The organism is Pseudomonas violetae (assembly GCF_023072615.1).
GTDB classification, from domain to species: Bacteria; Pseudomonadota; Gammaproteobacteria; order Pseudomonadales; family Pseudomonadaceae; genus Aquipseudomonas; species Aquipseudomonas violetae.
This window is the reverse complement of the sequence record NZ_JAKNRW010000037.1, coordinates 13,046-29,971: the sequence shown is the minus strand read 5'-3', so window position 1 is coordinate 29,971 and position 16,926 is coordinate 13,046. Positions and strand designations below refer to the sequence as shown.

15 protein-coding genes are annotated in these 16,926 nt (G+C 46.1%); 12 read left to right on the top strand and 3 right to left on the bottom strand.

Annotated elements, in window-relative coordinates; all coding sequences use genetic code 11:
- Nucleotides 1-11 precede the first annotated feature (11 nt).
- The 8 genes from L9059_RS26045 to L9059_RS26010 all read left to right on the top strand — a co-directional run bounded on the left by L9059_RS26045 (nucleotide 12) and on the right by L9059_RS26010 (nucleotide 9,765).
- Nucleotides 12-1,250 carry a hypothetical protein gene (locus tag L9059_RS26045; protein ID WP_247293742.1) on the top strand — a complete coding sequence of 413 codons (1,239 nt, stop codon included), beginning with the start codon at nucleotides 12-14 and terminating at the stop codon, nucleotides 1,248-1,250.
- On the top strand, nucleotides 1,247-2,491 hold the full coding sequence (locus L9059_RS26040) for an oligosaccharide flippase family protein (protein WP_247293741.1): 1,245 nt from the start codon (nucleotides 1,247-1,249) through the stop codon (nucleotides 2,489-2,491). Before L9059_RS26045 ends, L9059_RS26040 begins: the two co-directional genes overlap by 4 nt.
- Nucleotides 2,488-3,276 (top strand): glycosyltransferase family 2 protein, encoded by a 789-nt coding sequence (locus L9059_RS26035; RefSeq protein ID WP_247293740.1) that lies wholly within the window; start codon nucleotides 2,488-2,490, stop codon nucleotides 3,274-3,276. The genes L9059_RS26040 and L9059_RS26035 overlap by 4 nt, the downstream gene beginning before the upstream one ends.
- Nucleotides 3,273-4,376, top strand: coding sequence for a glycosyltransferase (locus L9059_RS26030; RefSeq protein WP_247293739.1), 1,104 nt, complete (start codon nucleotides 3,273-3,275; stop codon nucleotides 4,374-4,376). The genes L9059_RS26035 and L9059_RS26030 overlap by 4 nt, the downstream gene beginning before the upstream one ends.
- Nucleotides 4,377-4,534: 158 nt before the next feature.
- Entirely contained in the window at nucleotides 4,535-5,656 is a 1,122-nt protein-coding gene (locus L9059_RS26025; RefSeq protein WP_247293738.1) for a glycosyltransferase family 4 protein, read from the top strand.
- Nucleotides 5,657-5,687: 31 nt separating this feature from the next.
- Nucleotides 5,688-6,665 (top strand): UDP-glucose 4-epimerase family protein, encoded by a 978-nt coding sequence (locus L9059_RS26020; protein WP_247293737.1) that lies wholly within the window; start codon nucleotides 5,688-5,690, stop codon nucleotides 6,663-6,665.
- On the top strand, nucleotides 6,662-7,681 hold the full coding sequence (locus tag L9059_RS26015) for an MraY family glycosyltransferase (protein WP_247293736.1): 1,020 nt from the start codon (nucleotides 6,662-6,664) through the stop codon (nucleotides 7,679-7,681). Before L9059_RS26020 ends, L9059_RS26015 begins: the two co-directional genes overlap by 4 nt.
- An 89-nt stretch (nucleotides 7,682-7,770) precedes the next feature.
- The gene (locus tag L9059_RS26010) at nucleotides 7,771-9,765 is read left to right on the top strand and encodes a polysaccharide biosynthesis protein (RefSeq protein WP_247293735.1); all 1,995 of its coding nucleotides are present in this window, start codon (nucleotides 7,771-7,773) and stop codon (nucleotides 9,763-9,765) included.
- A gap of 73 nt (nucleotides 9,766-9,838) precedes the next feature.
- Here the strand turns inward: L9059_RS26010 and L9059_RS26005 are convergent, their stop codons facing one another.
- Nucleotides 9,839-10,996, bottom strand: coding sequence for an acyltransferase family protein (locus tag L9059_RS26005; RefSeq protein WP_247293734.1), 1,158 nt, complete (start codon nucleotides 10,994-10,996; stop codon nucleotides 9,839-9,841).
- A 250-nt stretch (nucleotides 10,997-11,246) separates the two neighbouring features.
- Here L9059_RS26005 and L9059_RS26000 point away from each other — a divergent pair, with 250 nt between their 5' ends.
- The gene (locus L9059_RS26000) at nucleotides 11,247-12,317 is read left to right on the top strand and encodes an acyltransferase (protein ID WP_247293732.1); all 1,071 of its coding nucleotides are present in this window, start codon (nucleotides 11,247-11,249) and stop codon (nucleotides 12,315-12,317) included.
- 74 nt (nucleotides 12,318-12,391) lie between these two features.
- On the opposite strand, the gene L9059_RS25995 is transcribed toward L9059_RS26000, so the two are convergent.
- The gene (locus tag L9059_RS25995) at nucleotides 12,392-13,333 is read right to left on the bottom strand and encodes an NAD-dependent epimerase/dehydratase family protein (protein WP_247293730.1); all 942 of its coding nucleotides are present in this window, start codon (nucleotides 13,331-13,333) and stop codon (nucleotides 12,392-12,394) included.
- A gap of 388 nt (nucleotides 13,334-13,721) precedes the next feature.
- On the opposite strand from L9059_RS25995, the gene L9059_RS25990 reads away from it, so the two are divergent.
- The 3 genes from L9059_RS25990 to fabF all read left to right on the top strand — a co-directional run bounded on the left by L9059_RS25990 (nucleotide 13,722) and on the right by fabF (nucleotide 16,352).
- Nucleotides 13,722-14,057 (top strand): ComEA family DNA-binding protein, encoded by a 336-nt coding sequence (locus L9059_RS25990; protein ID WP_247293728.1) that lies wholly within the window; start codon nucleotides 13,722-13,724, stop codon nucleotides 14,055-14,057.
- A gap of 203 nt (nucleotides 14,058-14,260) precedes the next feature.
- On the top strand, nucleotides 14,261-15,055 hold the full coding sequence (locus L9059_RS25985; protein WP_247293726.1) for an SDR family NAD(P)-dependent oxidoreductase: 795 nt from the start codon (nucleotides 14,261-14,263) through the stop codon (nucleotides 15,053-15,055).
- 22 nt (nucleotides 15,056-15,077) lie between these two features.
- A complete protein-coding gene (fabF, locus tag L9059_RS25980; protein WP_247293724.1) occupies nucleotides 15,078-16,352 on the top strand; it encodes a beta-ketoacyl-ACP synthase II in 1,275 nt (424 codons plus the stop codon).
- On the opposite strand, the gene L9059_RS25975 is transcribed toward fabF, so the two are convergent.
- The gene (locus L9059_RS25975; protein ID WP_247293723.1) at nucleotides 16,349-16,906 is read right to left on the bottom strand and encodes a TetR/AcrR family transcriptional regulator; all 558 of its coding nucleotides are present in this window, start codon (nucleotides 16,904-16,906) and stop codon (nucleotides 16,349-16,351) included. The two genes, fabF and L9059_RS25975, sit on opposite strands and share 4 nt — an antisense overlap.
- Nucleotides 16,907-16,926 lie beyond the last annotated feature (20 nt).

Sequence of the window (16,926 nt, the reverse complement as noted above, 5' to 3'; positions counted from 1 at the left end):
GTGGCCGGGGCGTGAGTAATATTACTACCAAGCAAAGGATGCCGTTTTATATTGTTCTATCAGCATGCGCGCTAGTAGTCCTTGGCGATTTGCGAAACGTTATAACGCCCTTCGGATATTGGGTGGTATGGGGCTTGGTTTTAGCATCCGGGCTCCTGGCTGTCAATGCTAGGCGCATACATATAGATATTGTTTTTTTGTGCGCAAGTTTTGGTTTTGCTATTCTAGTCTTGGCGTTGTTGATAGCCGGGCTTGCTAATGCAGATGCGTACACTGCTTATCAAGCGGCAAAATTTATCATGATTTATGCCGTTTTCGTAGTGGTTTATGCCAATTCGCAGTTCTTAGATATCGACGACTTTTATCGGATTTCAGCTACTGCGACGTGTATCGGGTTAACGGTGTTCATAATATCCAAATACTGGTTGAGCGATTACTATATAGTTTTAGGAGACGGGCGACAAGGCAGCCTATTTGCGTATCCTGGGGTACTGTGGAAAACAAGTGCTTTTTTTTGTGCATTTATGATTGCTAAGATGCTCAGCAGTCCCCTATCTAGAATCATGATTACGGCTTTTGTATTGGTATCGTCGATATATTTGCTGTTAGCTGATTCGAGCCGCACAGGTTTTCTGTGGTTTGCGGTGATTTTAATAGCATTCGCTTCAATAGTATTTTTGTTAAATACAGCAAGATTGTTATCGATTGTATCGATATTAATTTTATTGATCGGTCTATTTGCAGTTTTTAATCTAGACGCTATTTATGGTTTTCTGGAAGGGAAGTCACTCCTCGTAGTAAACAGATTGTTCGAAGGCGATCCAATTAGGTCAAAAATGCTCAGCGATGGCATTTTGAATGCTGAGGCATGTCTACCCTTGGGATGTGGATTCCAAAGCTCGACTTCTATAGTGGGTGGTCAGCCTATGGTTATCCATAATGTGTATTTAGCAATCTTAGGCGACCTTGGTGCGCTGGGTGAGATTGGGCTGCTTATTATTGTACTAAGCCCGCTGCTGTTTTTTGCGTTGCGAGAATGGTTTAATGGGCCTGCTGCTGCTGCTCTTGCTTATTACAAATTGGCAGCGTACTTAGGGGCTTCATGCTTTTGCTTCTTGTTGCTCTTTCATCCGTTGAGTTCAGAGATGTCTGAGTGGGGGTATTGGGCAATTATGCTGTCTTGGTTGTCGAGATTATCGAAAATGGGCGAGAGCTCAGAGGTGGTCCAAGAAATGAGCACTAAATTGTGAGGTATTTGATTAAAAATATGGGGTTGTTGTTTTTTGCCCAGTTGTGCGCCTATCTGATACCCATTCTTGAAATTCCCGTGCTAGCAAGGGCGTTGGGCGTCCAAGAGTATGGAAAGGTAGTTCTTATTCAGTCTGTGGCGTTGCTGTCTTCATTAGTAGTAGAGTACGGGTTTTCTCTAAGCGGTTCTAGACAAATAGCACTGGCGAGTGGTGACAAAAAATCTCTGGCAAAAATATATGGTGAAATCTTCTCTGCTAAACTTTTGATCGTAATAATGGTTTTACTGATTGGTGCGGTTGTGTGCCTTATTCAAGGGTCATATTTTTTTGATGTAAAACTGATTTTTCTAGGATTCTTATATTTCTTGGCGTTTGGGTTTAGTCCATTTTGGTTCTTCCAAGGTTTGGAAAAAATAAGCTTGGTTGTAATAATGGAAGTTGTATTGCGTTTTGCAAGCCTGTTTTTATTGTTTTTGTTCGTAAATTCTGCGGATGACGCATTTTTAGCGCTCTGTATAATGTCTAGTTTGGGGTTGGTGAATACAATCCTGGGGAACGCGTTGTGTTTGAAAAAGGTAGGGCGACTATTTTTTAGTTTTAGTGGTGGCTTGCAGCAATTAAAAATTGGTTTTCATGTATTTATATATAAAAGCTCGAATAATATACTCTTAAGCGCTGGCCCTTCCTTGGTCGGTGCCACCTCCGGGCACGTTGCTGTGGCATCGTATGTCCCAGCCGAGAAAATAATTCGTGGTTTCGTAGGTTTCGTTAATCCTATTTTGATTGGCTTTTTTCCGTATCTGAATAGACAATATCTTTCATCCAAGCAAAATACAATTCGCCTATCGTTATTAATTGTGTTAGGGATGTTTGTTGCTGGCATATTCGCTTCGAGCGCGATATTTTTTGTGGGAGACTTTCTAATCAGAAGTGTTCTAGGTCAAGAATATTTGGTAGCAAGTAGCATACTTAAGATATTCGTTTGGATTATACCTTTTAGACTGGCCAATCAGGCTCTCGGGTTGTGTATGTTAATACCGATGGGTAAAGATAGGATAACAAGTGGCCTTATTATGTTTTTTTCAATTCTGTCAATTCTGATGGCTGCTGCTCTTTCTATTTGGTACGGAGTTGGTGGAGTGGTTTTAGGCTTCGTTCTTGCGGAGATTTTTTTGTTCATCGCATTGATGACCGTTGTGGCGAGAATGATATTCCAGTCATTTAATGGGTGTAAGAAATGATTACTGTCGTCACTGCTACATACAATCGAGCATCAACAATTCCGAGATTATATAGAAGTCTTTGCACTCAAAGTTCTTTGGACTTTGAATGGGTAGTCGTTGATGATGGGAGTGTAGACGATACGCCAAAATTACTAAATGAGATTTCTGAAGCATCACCATTCCCAATCAGGGTGATTCAGCAGGAAAATGGTGGTAAGCATGTTGCGTTAAATGCGGGTGCCCAGAATGCACTCACGCCATGGATCTTAATAGTTGATAGTGATGATGCTTTGGTTTCTTCTGCTGTTGAAACAGTAATATCAGGGATTCGTGGTCAGGGCGCTAGTGACGTTGTTGGATGGTGCTATCGTAAAGCGTTTTTCGACATGCGTGTAGTCGGTGCCAGAGTAGACGAAGATAACTGTCCTGAATATATGTCGCCCACTGAAGCGGGCCATCTATTTAAGGGGGATCTCGCGTACGTGTTTAAGACGGAACTACTCCTGCGGCACAAATTTCCTGTGTTTGGCGAGGAGAAATTTGTGCCAGAACTCTATATTTGGAACAAGATAGGAGATGAGGGGCGTATATGTATACATGGAAATACAGTAATTTATCTATGTGATTATTTGGAAGATGGTTATTCAAATAATTTCTCGTCCAACTTGCGGAAAAATCCTATTGGATTTTTAACTTTTTACTGGTCGCAAATTGCCAGGGAGAAAAGTTTTTTTTATAAAATTAAATATTCTATACGTTCTGTTCAGTGTTGCATCTATGTATTGCTTAAAAGGTTCTCATGAAGATATTATTTTTCATCACTAGTCTGGATGTAGGTGGTGCGGAACGTCAGGTGCTTGACTTGGCTCAGCGGCTAGTCGCTCTCGATCATAATGTTAAAATTGTGTATCTTACGGGTTCCGGTCGGCTGCTATCTTCCAATGAACCTTTTGAGGTTGTCGGGTTGGAAGGCGCAAAATCCCTGCACAGCCTTATCTCATGCCTCTTTGCTTTACGTGCGGTGATCAAATCTTTCAAACCCGATGTAATGCATTCCCATATGGTCCACGCTAATCTCTTGGCTCGGTTGGTAAGAGTCATTATCTCTATCCCACGACTTATATGTACAGCCCACAGCAACAACGAGGGTGGTAAGTTGCGGATGCTAGCATATCGCGCGACCAATTTTCTCGCGGATGTAACAACTAATGTCAGTAGTGGCGCCGTTCAGGCATTTGAGGCCAAAGGGGCTGTAAAGAGCGGTGAAATGTTAGTAGTACCCAATGGTATCGATACTCAAAAATTTATGTTTAAGGAATCTGCTCGTTCTTTGATTCGAAGTGTAGAGGGCGTTGAGCCCGGAGATAAGGTTATTCTTGCAGTAGGTCGACTTGTAGAAGCTAAAGACTATCCTAACCTCCTGCATGCCTTCCAAATCCTATGCAGAGATGACGACACGCTTAAACTTTGGATTGTGGGCGATGGTTATTTGATGGAGGACCTGGTCAATTTATCTATCCAATTATCCATACATAATCGAGTTAGGTTTTTAGGCGTTCGGGACAACGTATCAGATTTTTACAGTTGCGCCGATGTCTACGTTCTGTCATCCGCTTGGGAGGGTTTCGGACTGGTCGTCGCTGAAGCGATGGCCACAGAACGGGTGGTAGTTGTAACAGACAGCGGCGGCGTTAAGGACGTGGTCGGTGATCAAGGTCTCGTAGTTTTGCCCGGCAACGCTAATGCCTTAGCTTCAGCAATGAGGCGAGCGCTTAATTTAGACTCTCGTGCTGCTCAAATTTTGGGCCGTCAGGCCCGAGAGAGGGTGATTGAAAGGTATTCTCTCGATAATGTTGTCACCACTTGGGTGGATCTCTATTCGGGGCCAGCGACAACTCGATGAACGGGCATTAACAAGCCGCGCCTAAGGCATGGTATCGTGTTCTTTTAATGCGCCAACTACGGTTCTCAGCAGGGGTTCTCATGGGTGGACTGATCGCCGCATGTTTGATCTGCGACGTATTGGAGCAAGCTCGTTTGCTACGACGAATGGATCTTTAAATGAAGATAGTGTTGATAGGGACCACAGCGGCTTGTGTTCTTGGATTCAGGGCCGATTTGATTCAGGCGTTGGTGGCAAGAGGAGATCAAGTGTATACCTTTGCGCTTGACTTCGACGTTGAAACGCGGGCAAAAGTTAGAGCTCTTGGAGCTGAGCCTGTTGACTACATTTTCAGTCGGGCGGGCCTGAATCCATTTGGCGACATTTTAAACACTTATAAACTGTCAAAACTTATCAAAAACATTTCTCCGGACCTTGTCTTCAGCTATTTCTCAAAGCCTGTGATTTTTGGAACATTAGCAGCTGCGATGGCGGGTGTTAAGAGACGAATCGGTATGCTTGAAGGGCTTGGTTATGTCTTTACCGAGAAACCTGATGGAGCATCGTGGAAAGGAAGGATTTTGAAATGCGTACAGGTTTTTCTGTATAGAATCTCATTTCCATTTCTTGAGCGAATAATTTTTCTTAACAAAGACGATCCTATCGATCTGATTGAAAAGCACAAACTCAAAGCCCGCAAAGTAAGCGTGCTTGGCGGTATCGGATTGAATTTGCGCAATTATCCTTATTCTGCACCGCCAGTCAGACCTGTAAGCTTTATCTTCGTTGGTCGCTTGCTTGCGGAGAAAGGGATAAACGAATTCATCGAGGCCGCACGATTAGTCCGATCGAAGTCAGACTCCGCAACATTTTTGATGTTGGGTGGTCTGGATGAGACAAATCCCGGAGGGCTGAGCTTGAGCGATGTAAGCAAATTAGTCAGTGAGGGATTGGTAGATCACCGTGGTCACGTTGACGACGTAGCTGGCTGGCTTTCTAACTCCAGTGTTTTTGTACTTCCATCCTATCGAGAGGGCGTTCCCCGAAGTACTCAGGAAGCTATGGCTATTGGTCGTCCGGTTATTACCACAGATGTACCTGGTTGCCGGGAGACGGTAAGGGAGGGTGTCAATGGCTTTATAGTCCCCCCGTGGTCGTCGGAAGCGCTTGCCGAAAAGATGCTATATTTTATTAACCATCCAGATCAGATTGAGATGATGGGATTGAATAGCTTCAAAATTGCGCAAGAAAATTTTGATGCCCGTCAAGTAAATGATCGTTTGATGAGCTATTTTCAGTGAGCAGCTCCTTATTGCAAGTTCTGGTGAGTTAATGGAATTCTCTCGTGAAACAGTGTTGTTGACAGGAGCCTCTGGGTTTGTTGGGGGCGCAATTTTGCGCGAGATGGCTCATCGAGATATTTTTAATATTAAGATTGCCACCCGTGATCCGATGGCGGTGGCTTCTACTATTTTTGATTCTGTATTATTTCGCGAATTAGACGTTCAGCAGTGCTGGGCCCAAGCTTTGAATGGGGTGGATATTATTGTTCACTCAGCAGCGCGTGTTCATGTGATGAACGAGCGGGCTGCGAACCCTTTGGCAGAGTTCCGAAAAACTAATGTTGAAGGTACGTTGAATCTCGCGAGACAAGCTGCTGGAATGGGTGTTAAACGATTTGTATTTATTAGCTCTATCAAAGTCAATGGTGAAGTAACTTCATCTGGGTGTCCTTATACCGCTGAGTCCCTCGCAGCCCCTGTAGATGAATATGGTATTTCTAAGCATGAGGCCGAGATCGGCTTACTAAAAATCGCGACTGATTCTCATATGCAGGTCGTAATAATTAGACCCGTGTTAGTTTATGGGCCGGGTGTTAAGGCCAATTTTTTGACAATGATGCGTATATTGGAGAAAAATATACCGTTGCCATTTGGATCTATCGATAATAGAAGAAGTTTAGTTGCGTTGGATAACTTGGTTGATTTTGTCAATGTTTGTTTGACGCACCCTGCGGCAGCGAATCAAATATTCCTGGTAAGTGATGGTGATGATCTCTCTACCACACAACTCCTTAAGAAACTGTCGCGGGCGTTGGGCAGTCATACTATTCTATTGCCGATTCCTGAGAGGCTGATAAGAATCGCATCGAGTATTGTGGGTAAGGCGAAATTGACCGATAGGCTATGTGGTTCGCTTCAAGTAGATATCACGAAAAATAAAACCTTATTGGGCTGGACACCACCCGTATCAGTGGATGACGCTCTTAATAAAACAGTTAAACATTACCAAGGAATCGCCACTCTATGAGCGCATGGTTTCTAATACCGATTATTTTTATCGTGTCTCTGATTCTTACAAGAATGCTTCGCTTGTACGCGCTCAATCATAGTTTAATAGATATTCCAAATCTTCGGAGTTCGCACTCAATCCCTACGCCCCGCGGAGGTGGGGTTGCTATTGTGGTGAGTTTTTTGATGCTACTCCCACTACTATCTTATTATGGTTATCTCCCTTGGGGGCAGGCCGTTGGCCTAGTCGGATCTGGAGGCGCAGTAGCTCTGATCGGGTTTCTCGATGACCATGGCCATATCGCTGCTCGTTGGAGGTTGTTAGGGCATTTCATGGCGGCGATTTGGGCTCTATACTGGGTCGCAAGTTTACCTTCATTGGTCTTTTTTGGTTTTGAGTTAAACTTCGGCATACTGTCGTATTTTTTTGGCGCTTTATATGTCGTCTGGATGTTGAACCTATACAATTTTATGGATGGAATTGATGGTTTGGCGAGCGTTGAGGCTATTACAGTCTGCTTGAGCGCTGCTGTGCTCTATTTTTTTGGTGGTGTTGAGCAGCTAATATGGGCTCCACTCTTTCTAGCTTTTGCAGTATCTGGATTCCTATATTGGAATTTTCCACCTGCAAAGATATTTATGGGTGATGCCGGGAGTGGTTTCTTAGGTGTAATACTCGCGACGCTTTCCTTACAGGCAGCGGCATTATCTCCAAAATTTTTCTGGGTATGGGTAATTTTACTTGGCGTGTTCATTGTTGATGCTACGTTTACTTTAATCCGGCGTCTGATTAGAGGTGATAAAGTGTATGAGGCTCATAGAAGTCACGCGTATCAGTTCGCCTCTCGACGCATAGGCAAACACCTATATGTAACGCTTGGGGTTGCAGCAATAAATATTATTTGGCTTCTTCCATTGGCCTACCTTGTAGCTGTTGAATATCTAGACGGTGTGTTGGCTCTAGTAATTGCGTACTCGCCTTTAATTTTGATCGCTTCAAAATACAATGCAGGCGGAGTAGAAGTGAATTCTTAGTTTTTACAAAGCAACGTGGCTTCTGTTTTATTGCTTAGATGTGTCGGCAATAAATTTCTGAGAGGATGGGTAGGTTGATTGGAGGATTTATGGATAGATTGAGAGAGTTCCTTCTAGGCTTGCCGCGCCGTCAAAAGCGCCTTATCCAGGTATTGGCCGATACTCTATTAGTTTGGTTTGCCCTGTGGATGGCTTTTGTAGTGAGGCTCGGGCTTGACGAACTGACTAACCCGTTCGTTCAGCACGCATGGCTGTTTTTCAGTGCCCCGGCTGTAGCTATTCCATTATTTATTCGGTTCGGTATGTATCGCGCTGTAATGCGCTATTTTGGTAATGATGCACTAATTGCAATTATCAAAGCAGTTTCTCTTTCCTCTCTGATCCTTGGTGTAGTTGTTTACTGGTATAGCAACCATGAAAATGTAGTTCCTCGGTCGATAATTTTCAATTACTGGTGGTTGAGCCTTATCATGGTTGGTGGATTACGCCTGGCAATGCGTCAATATTTTTTAGGGGATTGGTTTTCTGCCGCACAACATGTTCCATTTACCAGCCGTGATAATGGGCTCACTAGGGTTGCAATCTATGGAGCCGGTGCTGCAGGAAATCAACTCGTGGCCGCACTTAGAATGGGTCGTGTCATGAGGCCGGTGGCCTTTATAGACGATGATAGTTCTATCGCTGATAGGGTCATATCAGGTCTGCATGTGTACAAACCTAAACATGTTCAGCAGATGATCGAATCTACTGGCGCGCAGGAAATACTATTAGCGATTCCTTCATCTAACCGCGCGAGAAGACGAGAAATTCTAGGATTTCTCGAAGGATTCCCACTGCATGTACGCAGTATCCCAGGCTTCATGGATTTGGCTAGCGGCCGCGTTAAAGTTGATGATATTCAAGAGGTTGATATCGCTGATTTACTGGGCAGGGATCCTGTACCTGCACAGAGCGAATTACTCGAACATTGCATTAAAGGTCAAGTAGTTCTTGTAACGGGAGCAGGAGGCTCAATCGGATCTGAGCTATGTCGTCAAATTATAGCTCTACACCCTACGACGCTTCTGCTTTTCGAGCATAGTGAATTCAATCTTTACACAATACTTTCGGAACTAGAGCAGCGTGTTGTTCGTGAGTCCTTGCCTTTACGCGTATTGCCGATCTTGGGTTCGGTTCAAAATCAGGAAAAACTTTTAGATGTAATGAAAACATGGCATGTGGCTACGGTTTACCACACTGCAGCTTATAAGCACGTTCCAATGGTTGAGCATAATATTGCTGAGGGGGTACTAAACAATGTCATAGGCACTTTGTACACCGCGCAGGCGGCAGTGCAAGCTGGTGTTGACAATTTTGTACTGATTTCCACTGATAAGGCTGTGCGGCCGACCAATGTAATGGGCAGCACAAAGCGCCTGGCTGAACTCACACTTCAGGCATTGAGTTGCGAACGTGCTCCAGTTATGTTCGGCGATATCACGGACGAGCCGAAGACGAATAAAACCAGGTTCACTATGGTTCGATTTGGCAATGTACTAGGTTCGTCTGGGTCTGTAATACCGTTGTTTCATAAACAAATTAAATCTGGCGGTCCGCTCACGGTTACGCATCCTAAAATCACGCGTTATTTTATGACTATCCCTGAGGCCGCACAGTTGGTGATCCAAGCTGGCTCTATGGGCGTGGGCGGTGATGTATTTGTATTAGATATGGGCGAACCAGTAAAAATTATTGAGCTAGCAGAGAGAATGATCCATCTGTCTGGCTTAAGTGTGAGATCTGAAAAGAATATTCATGGTGACATTTCTGTAGAATTTACGGGGTTGCGTCCAGGAGAAAAATTATATGAGGAGTTGCTTATCGGCGATAACGTAGTCGCTACTCAGCACCCAATGATAATGCGTGCTAATGAAGACTATCTTTCGTGGGAATCGCTGAAAGCGAAGCTTGAAGAGCTTCTCGTCGCAGTCAAGGAAGATGACTATTCCCGCGTCCGGCAGCTTCTTAGGGAAACCGTCAGTGGGTATGCACCTGATGGAGATATAGTTGATTATATATATCAGCAGCGACGTCTTTTACCCTAAATAGTCTGAGCGTCAAAGCAGCCATGCTCATATGAGCATGGCTTTTTTTTTTGATGAAATTAACTATTAGTGATCAGGATCTTTGAGCCACTGTTATTTGTGGTTTGGTGTATTTTGAATGCAGCATAAATCTTTTCTCAATATAAATAAAAGTCAGAGCAGACGCACTAACTACAACAGGAATTACGATAAAATTAACTGCCCAGAAAGTGTATTTTCCGATGCCGGATAGATCGGAAAGCAGAGCAAGTGATTTGAATGTTACGAACAAGATCGGTAGGTGTAACAGATATATGCTGTAACTAATATCGCTTAGTCTATTTAGAAACTTAAAGTGTAACGCTCTTGGGTTTGAAATTGTGACGCATAGGAAAAACAGCGATGTTATTAAATATCTTTCATATCCGTAACCGGGAATTTCGAGAAGACCACAGGTAAGAATAAAGCTAGCCACGGCTGTTATATTGGCAATACATTTTATCGAACAACGTTCTATTTTAACTTTGAGAATGGCTGCCGCAATCATTCCTGTTAGAAAATATGTCCAGCACACTACTGCAGATGTGCCAAGATCAATTGCTGCTAAAATTACTGTCACTAGAAGCGTCAGGTTTCTATATTTTGAGCGATAACATATCGCAACCATTGGTAGTACTGCATAAAATCTCCACTCATGAACAAGTGTCCATGTTACCGAGCTGAGCGGTATCAGTGAGACATCACCAATTTTCATTGGGTTATCGATGAAGTTAAATGAAATAATTCCTGCAAGTGTAGCGATTGTTTCTCTGTTTAGAATAGTCTGGCCGGAGTATATTGTTGCTATAAGTACAACAATTATTGACGAGGCATAATACAACGGAGCTACTCGTTTCAAACGAGCCACGAAAAAACCGTTCCAATCTATTGATTTTGACTTCATGATTTTGTCGAAAAATAAAAAACCTGTGATGCAAAAGAAAATTTGAACACCGAAGGAGCCTAGGTTTGGATATATCTGTCCCCACGATGAGAATCTGCTGTTTGTTACACCTAGATTCGTGAGGACGAATGGAGCATGATTAACAAATACAAATACCGCAGCAATTCCTCGAAGTCCGTTTATAAATTTATATTGGTGGGGGACTTCAGCGCTTTCTATCTTTCTCTTCCATAGTGTTGAAAAAATTATAAACATCAAAACTATCGAGGCTGATATTAGTGCGGTTTCTAAGTTGTATTCTGTGCGCATTGCCGGGCTACTCTTTTTTTTTGTAATTAACTTTCTTAGGTTAGTCCAAGCTTGGATCATAAACGATGTAGATCCTAGAGTGCGAATTTTCTGAAAAAAAGACCTGTGAGCCATTCACTATTTGTAATGGCGCGCACATTTTATTCTTTCGCCGCTATCGTTTGGCCGTTTCAATCATAAATACTGTTGTTTTAAGATCGTTTTTTTTATAAAGTCTTGATCTGGTGGAGATTTATCGGAGGGTGTTGGTTTGGAAATTCTGGACAGAAATTTTAGGCGCGACGATCACTTTTGGATTCATTGTGTCAAAGCGATGGCGATCGTTATGGTTGTTATCTTGCATATTACTGCGCCTTACCACTACCGATTCAATGAGATGCCTGTGTGGGCTTGGAGCGTTGTGAATTTTTATGAGGCGATTGTACGTCCTTGCGTTCCATTGTTTTTTATGGCGTCTGGCTTTTTGCTTCTAAGATTCAATGAGCCAGCTTCTTTGTTTTTTTATAAGCGCTTGAATCGGATTTTAGTTCCATTGCTCTTTTGGACTGTCAGTTACGTTGTCTGGAAAATTTACTACGGGGGGCAGCGATTTGTTGACTTCGGTGGTGTCGCGCAAATGTTGATGTTTCCTGTCAGTTATCATTTGTGGTATTTGTACGCGATCATTGGTTGCTACTTGTTTTTGCCTATTTTACGAAAATGGACGGTAGGAGGAGAACGAGTGTTGCTTTGGTTTTATTGCTGTCTATGGTTTTTCGCAGTAGGTGTTTTACCTTTGCTGCAAAAATATTTTGGACTAAAAAATCAAATAGACATGTCATATGCCACTGGTTATATAGGGTACTTTGTTCTTGGGTATCTGCTAGGAACTCGTGAGTACTCAGTTTGGCACGCAGCTATCTGCGCTGTTGTGATTGTCTTATCCACATCCATTACTGGATACCTTACCTCTAATTTGACTCTTGCAAACGAAGGCGTGTTGGTGGCTGATTTCACAGCTGTCTTGTCACCAAGCGTGATTGTTGCTTCTGCAGCGTGGTTTATATTCATTAAGTATATAATCGTTGAATACTCTAAGTTTCTTCCGGGTAAGCTATATGATTTTGTGATTTCTTTGAGTGCTGCTAGTTTTGGTATCTATTTAATACATGTTATTGTGTTGGATCTAGTGGTTGGTTTTTATGGTCAGTATTTTGGTCTTGAGTTTGAGGGTTTGACTTGGGTGATACCCTTCTTGTCGTTGATCATAATTCTAGTTTCTTATAGTCTGGTTCTCATGATGGCGCGCATAAAATATCTTGGTAGGATAGTCGGCAAATAATATAATGTATTGCTGCGTGTTCTACTAATAGTAGTCTAATAGTAGAGCGGCAGCAATGCACGGTTGGCTTGCTGTTAGTGCACGCTTGAATGCGCAAGCAATTTTTCTAATCCGGATTTTAGAGAGGTTTTATTTTTGATATCATAATGTGTAGCTAATTTTTTATTGTCTGCCAAAGAGTGCCTAATGTCGCCAGCACGAGCAGGAGCATAGATGACGGCAGGCGAACATTTGGTTATTTCGCGTAAGGCTGCTATCAATTGATTTAATGTCGTTGAATGATTCATCCCAACATTAATCGGGTAGCTATCGACCGTTGGAGCCTCTAACGCTTGAACTAAAATCTGGACAAGGTCGTCAACATAAACAAAATCTCTTGTCTGCTCTCCGTCCCCAAAAACTGTTATGGGTAAATTATTCCGGGCTCTATCAGCAAATATGCTAATAACTCCTGAGTATGGCGATGCTGGATCTTGGCGAGGACCAAAAATATTGAAGAATCGAAAGATTGCTGATTCGAAAGCGTGTTGGCGCCTATAGAAATCAATGTAATGTTCACTTGCCAGTTTGTCTGACGCGTAGGGGGTCAGCGGTGATTTTGGAGTGTCCTCACCGATCGCTTTTTCTTCTCCGTTCCCACCATATACTGCAGCACTGGAGGCGAATAATATTCGACTGATTTTTAATTGTAGCATTGCTTCGCACACATTAAGTGTGCCAACGAAATTACTTTGATGAGTACTGATCGGATCGTCGACTGAAGCCTGAACTGAAGCTACGGCCGCTAAGTGCACTACTGCTTTGCACCCATTCATTGCTTGCGCCACCGCTACTGCATCAGCGATGTTTCCCTCTATCAAATGTACGCGTGGATTCTCAAGTGGCAGGTTGCTACGCTTTCCAGTAGATAAGTTGTCAAATACTCTTACGCTGTATCCTCTCTTAAGTAGAATGTCCGTCAAGTGGGAGCCGATGAATCCAGCTCCTCCTGTAATAAAAATTACACCTTTATTCATTCTAGGTCTCACATAGAAAATATACTTTGTTAAAATTTATAAAATTAAATTTTGCTTGTTCTGTTTGTTTGAAGTGTGAATTATACATTGCTTTTGGCTGCTAAGCACTTACTGCACTTTGGGGAGTTGTTAACAAGTCCAATATCGTCTTTCCATACTGTCTACTCGAGACATTTCCATCGTACCTTTCTGATAATGTTGAGCCTATGCCGACGAACAGAGGGTAGCTTCTACGTTCAATTTATGCCTTGTATCGAGTTGGATTCAGATCCCTGATTGTTTCACATCCAGCAACAGACACACTTTTGACAGGCTCCATACATCACCTAAATTTGGAAGGCAGCTTCGGAAAAGCTGCTTTCCCAATCGATGATATGGAGCTTCAACTATGCGTACTGGCTATCTCTCCTCCCTGGTTTTTGCCCTCCTCACCAGTCTATCCATAAGCGCCTATGCCGCGCCTGCGCCGAAAGCCGAGACCAGCGCAAAAACCGCTGCTCAAGAAATTGCCCCCAAACCACAGGCAGTCCAGGTCGATCTCAACAAGGCTGACGCGTCTACTCTTCAGCGTGACCTGGTAGGAGTCGGGGAAGCGAAGGCTCAAGAGATTGTTGCGTATCGTGATATGAACGGTCCATTCGCTGTGGTGGACGAACTGCTCGAAGTCAAAGGCATCGGTAAGGCGATTCTGGATAAAAACCGCGAAAGGTTAGTGGTGAACTAACCTTATCAGTGAGCTTTGTAAGGCCGGTCATTGACCGGCCTTTTTGCATTCTGGCGGCGGTGATTGTTCTCTCCGTCCGTCGATTTTTTAAGATTACGGCTGTCATATTAACTTTAAATTATGCCTATAATAAAATCATCGGCTACTAGCCAAGGGCATTCCCGGCCTTATTCCACTATTGAATCCCCCACAGGAGCACACCGATGACCTCCCCCCAATCCCAAGGAACAGCCCTCATCACCGGCGCCTCTTCCGGCATCGGTGCCATCTACGCCGAGCGGCTGGCCGCGCGTGGTTTCGATCTGCTGCTGGTAGCCCGCGACCAGGTACGTCTGGAAGCCGCTGCTACCAAACTGCGCGCAACTCACGGCATTCAGGTCGAAGTCTTCACGGCAGACCTGACGCAAAAAAACGACGTGCTGAAACTCGAACAACGCCTGCGCAGTGATTCCAGCATCAGTCTCCTGTTGAACAATGCCGGTGTCGCGGCGGATGGCCTGTTGGCCAATTCCGACCTGGACCAACTGGAGCGCCTGATTCAGCTCAACGTCACCACCGTCACGCGCCTCGCTTCAGCGGCAGCCGCCGGTTTCGCCAAGGCGGGCCGCGGCACGATTATCAACATTGCCTCGGTCGTCGCGTTGTTTCCCGAGCGCTTCAACGCGACATACAGCGCGAGCAAGGCATATGTGTTAAGTCTGACCCAGTCCCTGAACGCCGAATTGGATGGTACGGGGGTCAAGGTCCAGGCCGTATTGCCTGGCGTAACCCGCACGGAAATCTGGGAGCGTTCCGGTATCGATGCCTCGCAGATTCCAGCGGACATGGTGATGGAGGCGGGGGAAATGGTTGATGCTGCTCTGTCAGGGCTGGACCAGGGTGAGCTGATTACGATTCCTTCGTTGCCCGATGCGGCCGATTGGGATGCCTTTGTAGCGGCGCGTCATGTGATGGCGCCGAATTTGTCCAAGAGCAAAGCTGCCACGCGATACAAGTGAGGCGGCTTGAGGTGTTTGCGGTATGAGTGATCGTCGAGTGGTTGTTACAGGAATGGGGCTGGTGTCGCCTTTGGGCACGGGTGTCGAAGCGGTATGGGCGCGGCTGTTGGCGGGAAGGTCTGGGTTGCGCACTTTGCCGGACGCTGTGGTTGCCGATTTGCCTACCTCGGTCGGTGGAGTGGTGCCGTTGCTGGCTGATGATGCCGAGGCGGGGTTTGATCCGGATCGGGCGACGCCGCCGAAGGAACAGAAGAAGATGGACCGCTTTATCGTGTTTGCGATGGAAGCGGCACTTCAGGCGCTGGAACAGGCAGGTTGGCAGGCGCTGGATGACACTGCCCAGGAGCGGACGGCGACTATCATTGGCTCCGGCGTTGGCGGTTTCGGGGCGATTGCCGATGCGGTGCGCACCACTGACAGTCGTGGTCCTCGGCGTTTGTCGCCGTTCACCATTCCGTCGTTCCTGGTCAATCTTGCCGCCGGCCATGTGTCGATCCGGCACCACTTTAAAGGCCCGTTGGGAGCTCCGGTGACGGCGTGTGCGGCCGGGGTGCAGGCGATTGGTGATGCAGCGCGGCTGATTCGCTGTGGTGAGGCGGATATTGCGGTGTGTGGCGGGGCGGAAGCCTCGATTGATCGCGTCAGTCTTGCCGGCTTTGCGGCGGCGCGGGCCTTATCCAGTGGCTTTAACGAAACCCCTGAGCGTGCTTCACGGCCGTTCGACAGTGGGCGTGACGGGTTTGTCATGGGCGAGGGCGCTGGTCTTCTGGTAATCGAATCTCTGGAGCATGCCTTGGCTCGTGGGGCCAAGCCGCTGGCGGAACTGGTTGGCTACGGTACCAGCGCGGATGCCTATCACCTGACTGCGGGTCCGGAGGATGGCAGCGGGGCGCACCGGGCGATGGCGTTGGCACTGGCTCAGGCGGGTATCACCCCGGATCAGGTGCAACACCTGAATGCTCACGCAACTTCGACGCCGGTCGGCGACCTTGGTGAGCTGGCGGCTATCAAGTCGTTGTTCGGCACTGAGGGCAAGATCGCGGTGACGGCCACCAAGTCTGCCACCGGGCATCTACTGGGCGCCGCAGGCGGGATCGAGGCGATTTTCACGTTGTTGGCGATTCGTGATCAGGTAGCGCCGGCCACGCTCAATTTCGATAACCCGGACCCGGCGACCGAAGGCGTGGACATTGTTCATGGCAAGGCTCGGCCGATGGCTATCGAGTACGCGCTGTCCAACGGTTTTGGCTTCGGTGGAGTCAATGCCAGCGTGCTGTTCAAGCGCTGGCAGGACTAGTCCTGGGAGTGCTTCAAGTGTTCGCGTGTGACATCAAGGATTCGCTGGGCCAGCCCAGGGTTCTCGACGCTACGCGATAACAGCAGTGCTCCTACCAAGGTCGACATGATGACGATGCTGCGGTCGTCGGCATGTTCACCCTCCAGCGTGCCCTGCACTTGTTCAAGCCGAGCGTTGAGCACGGCATCGGTGGTCGGGCTTGGCTGTCCGCGCAAACCCAGTTCGGATGACATGGTCGGCAGCGGGCAGCCCTGTTGGGGCGACGTCTGGTGCCATTTGGACAGGTAGCTGTCGATAAAGGCGTCCAGGGGACGATCTTCGGCGAACAGCATGGCGCAATGCGCGTCGAGTTCTTCGCCTGCCGCTTGCAAGGCTTTCTCGACCAGTTCGTCTTTGGAGGCAAAGTGCGAGTAGAAACCGCCGTGGGTCAGGCCCAGTGCTTTCATCAGGGGCTGCAGGCCGGTTGCGCCGATGCCGTCACGTCGGAAGCGTGCGGCAGCTTCCTTGATGATGCGCTGATGGGTTTGGGCTTTATGATCCTGCGGGTAACGCATCTTAAATCTCCACGGCAATG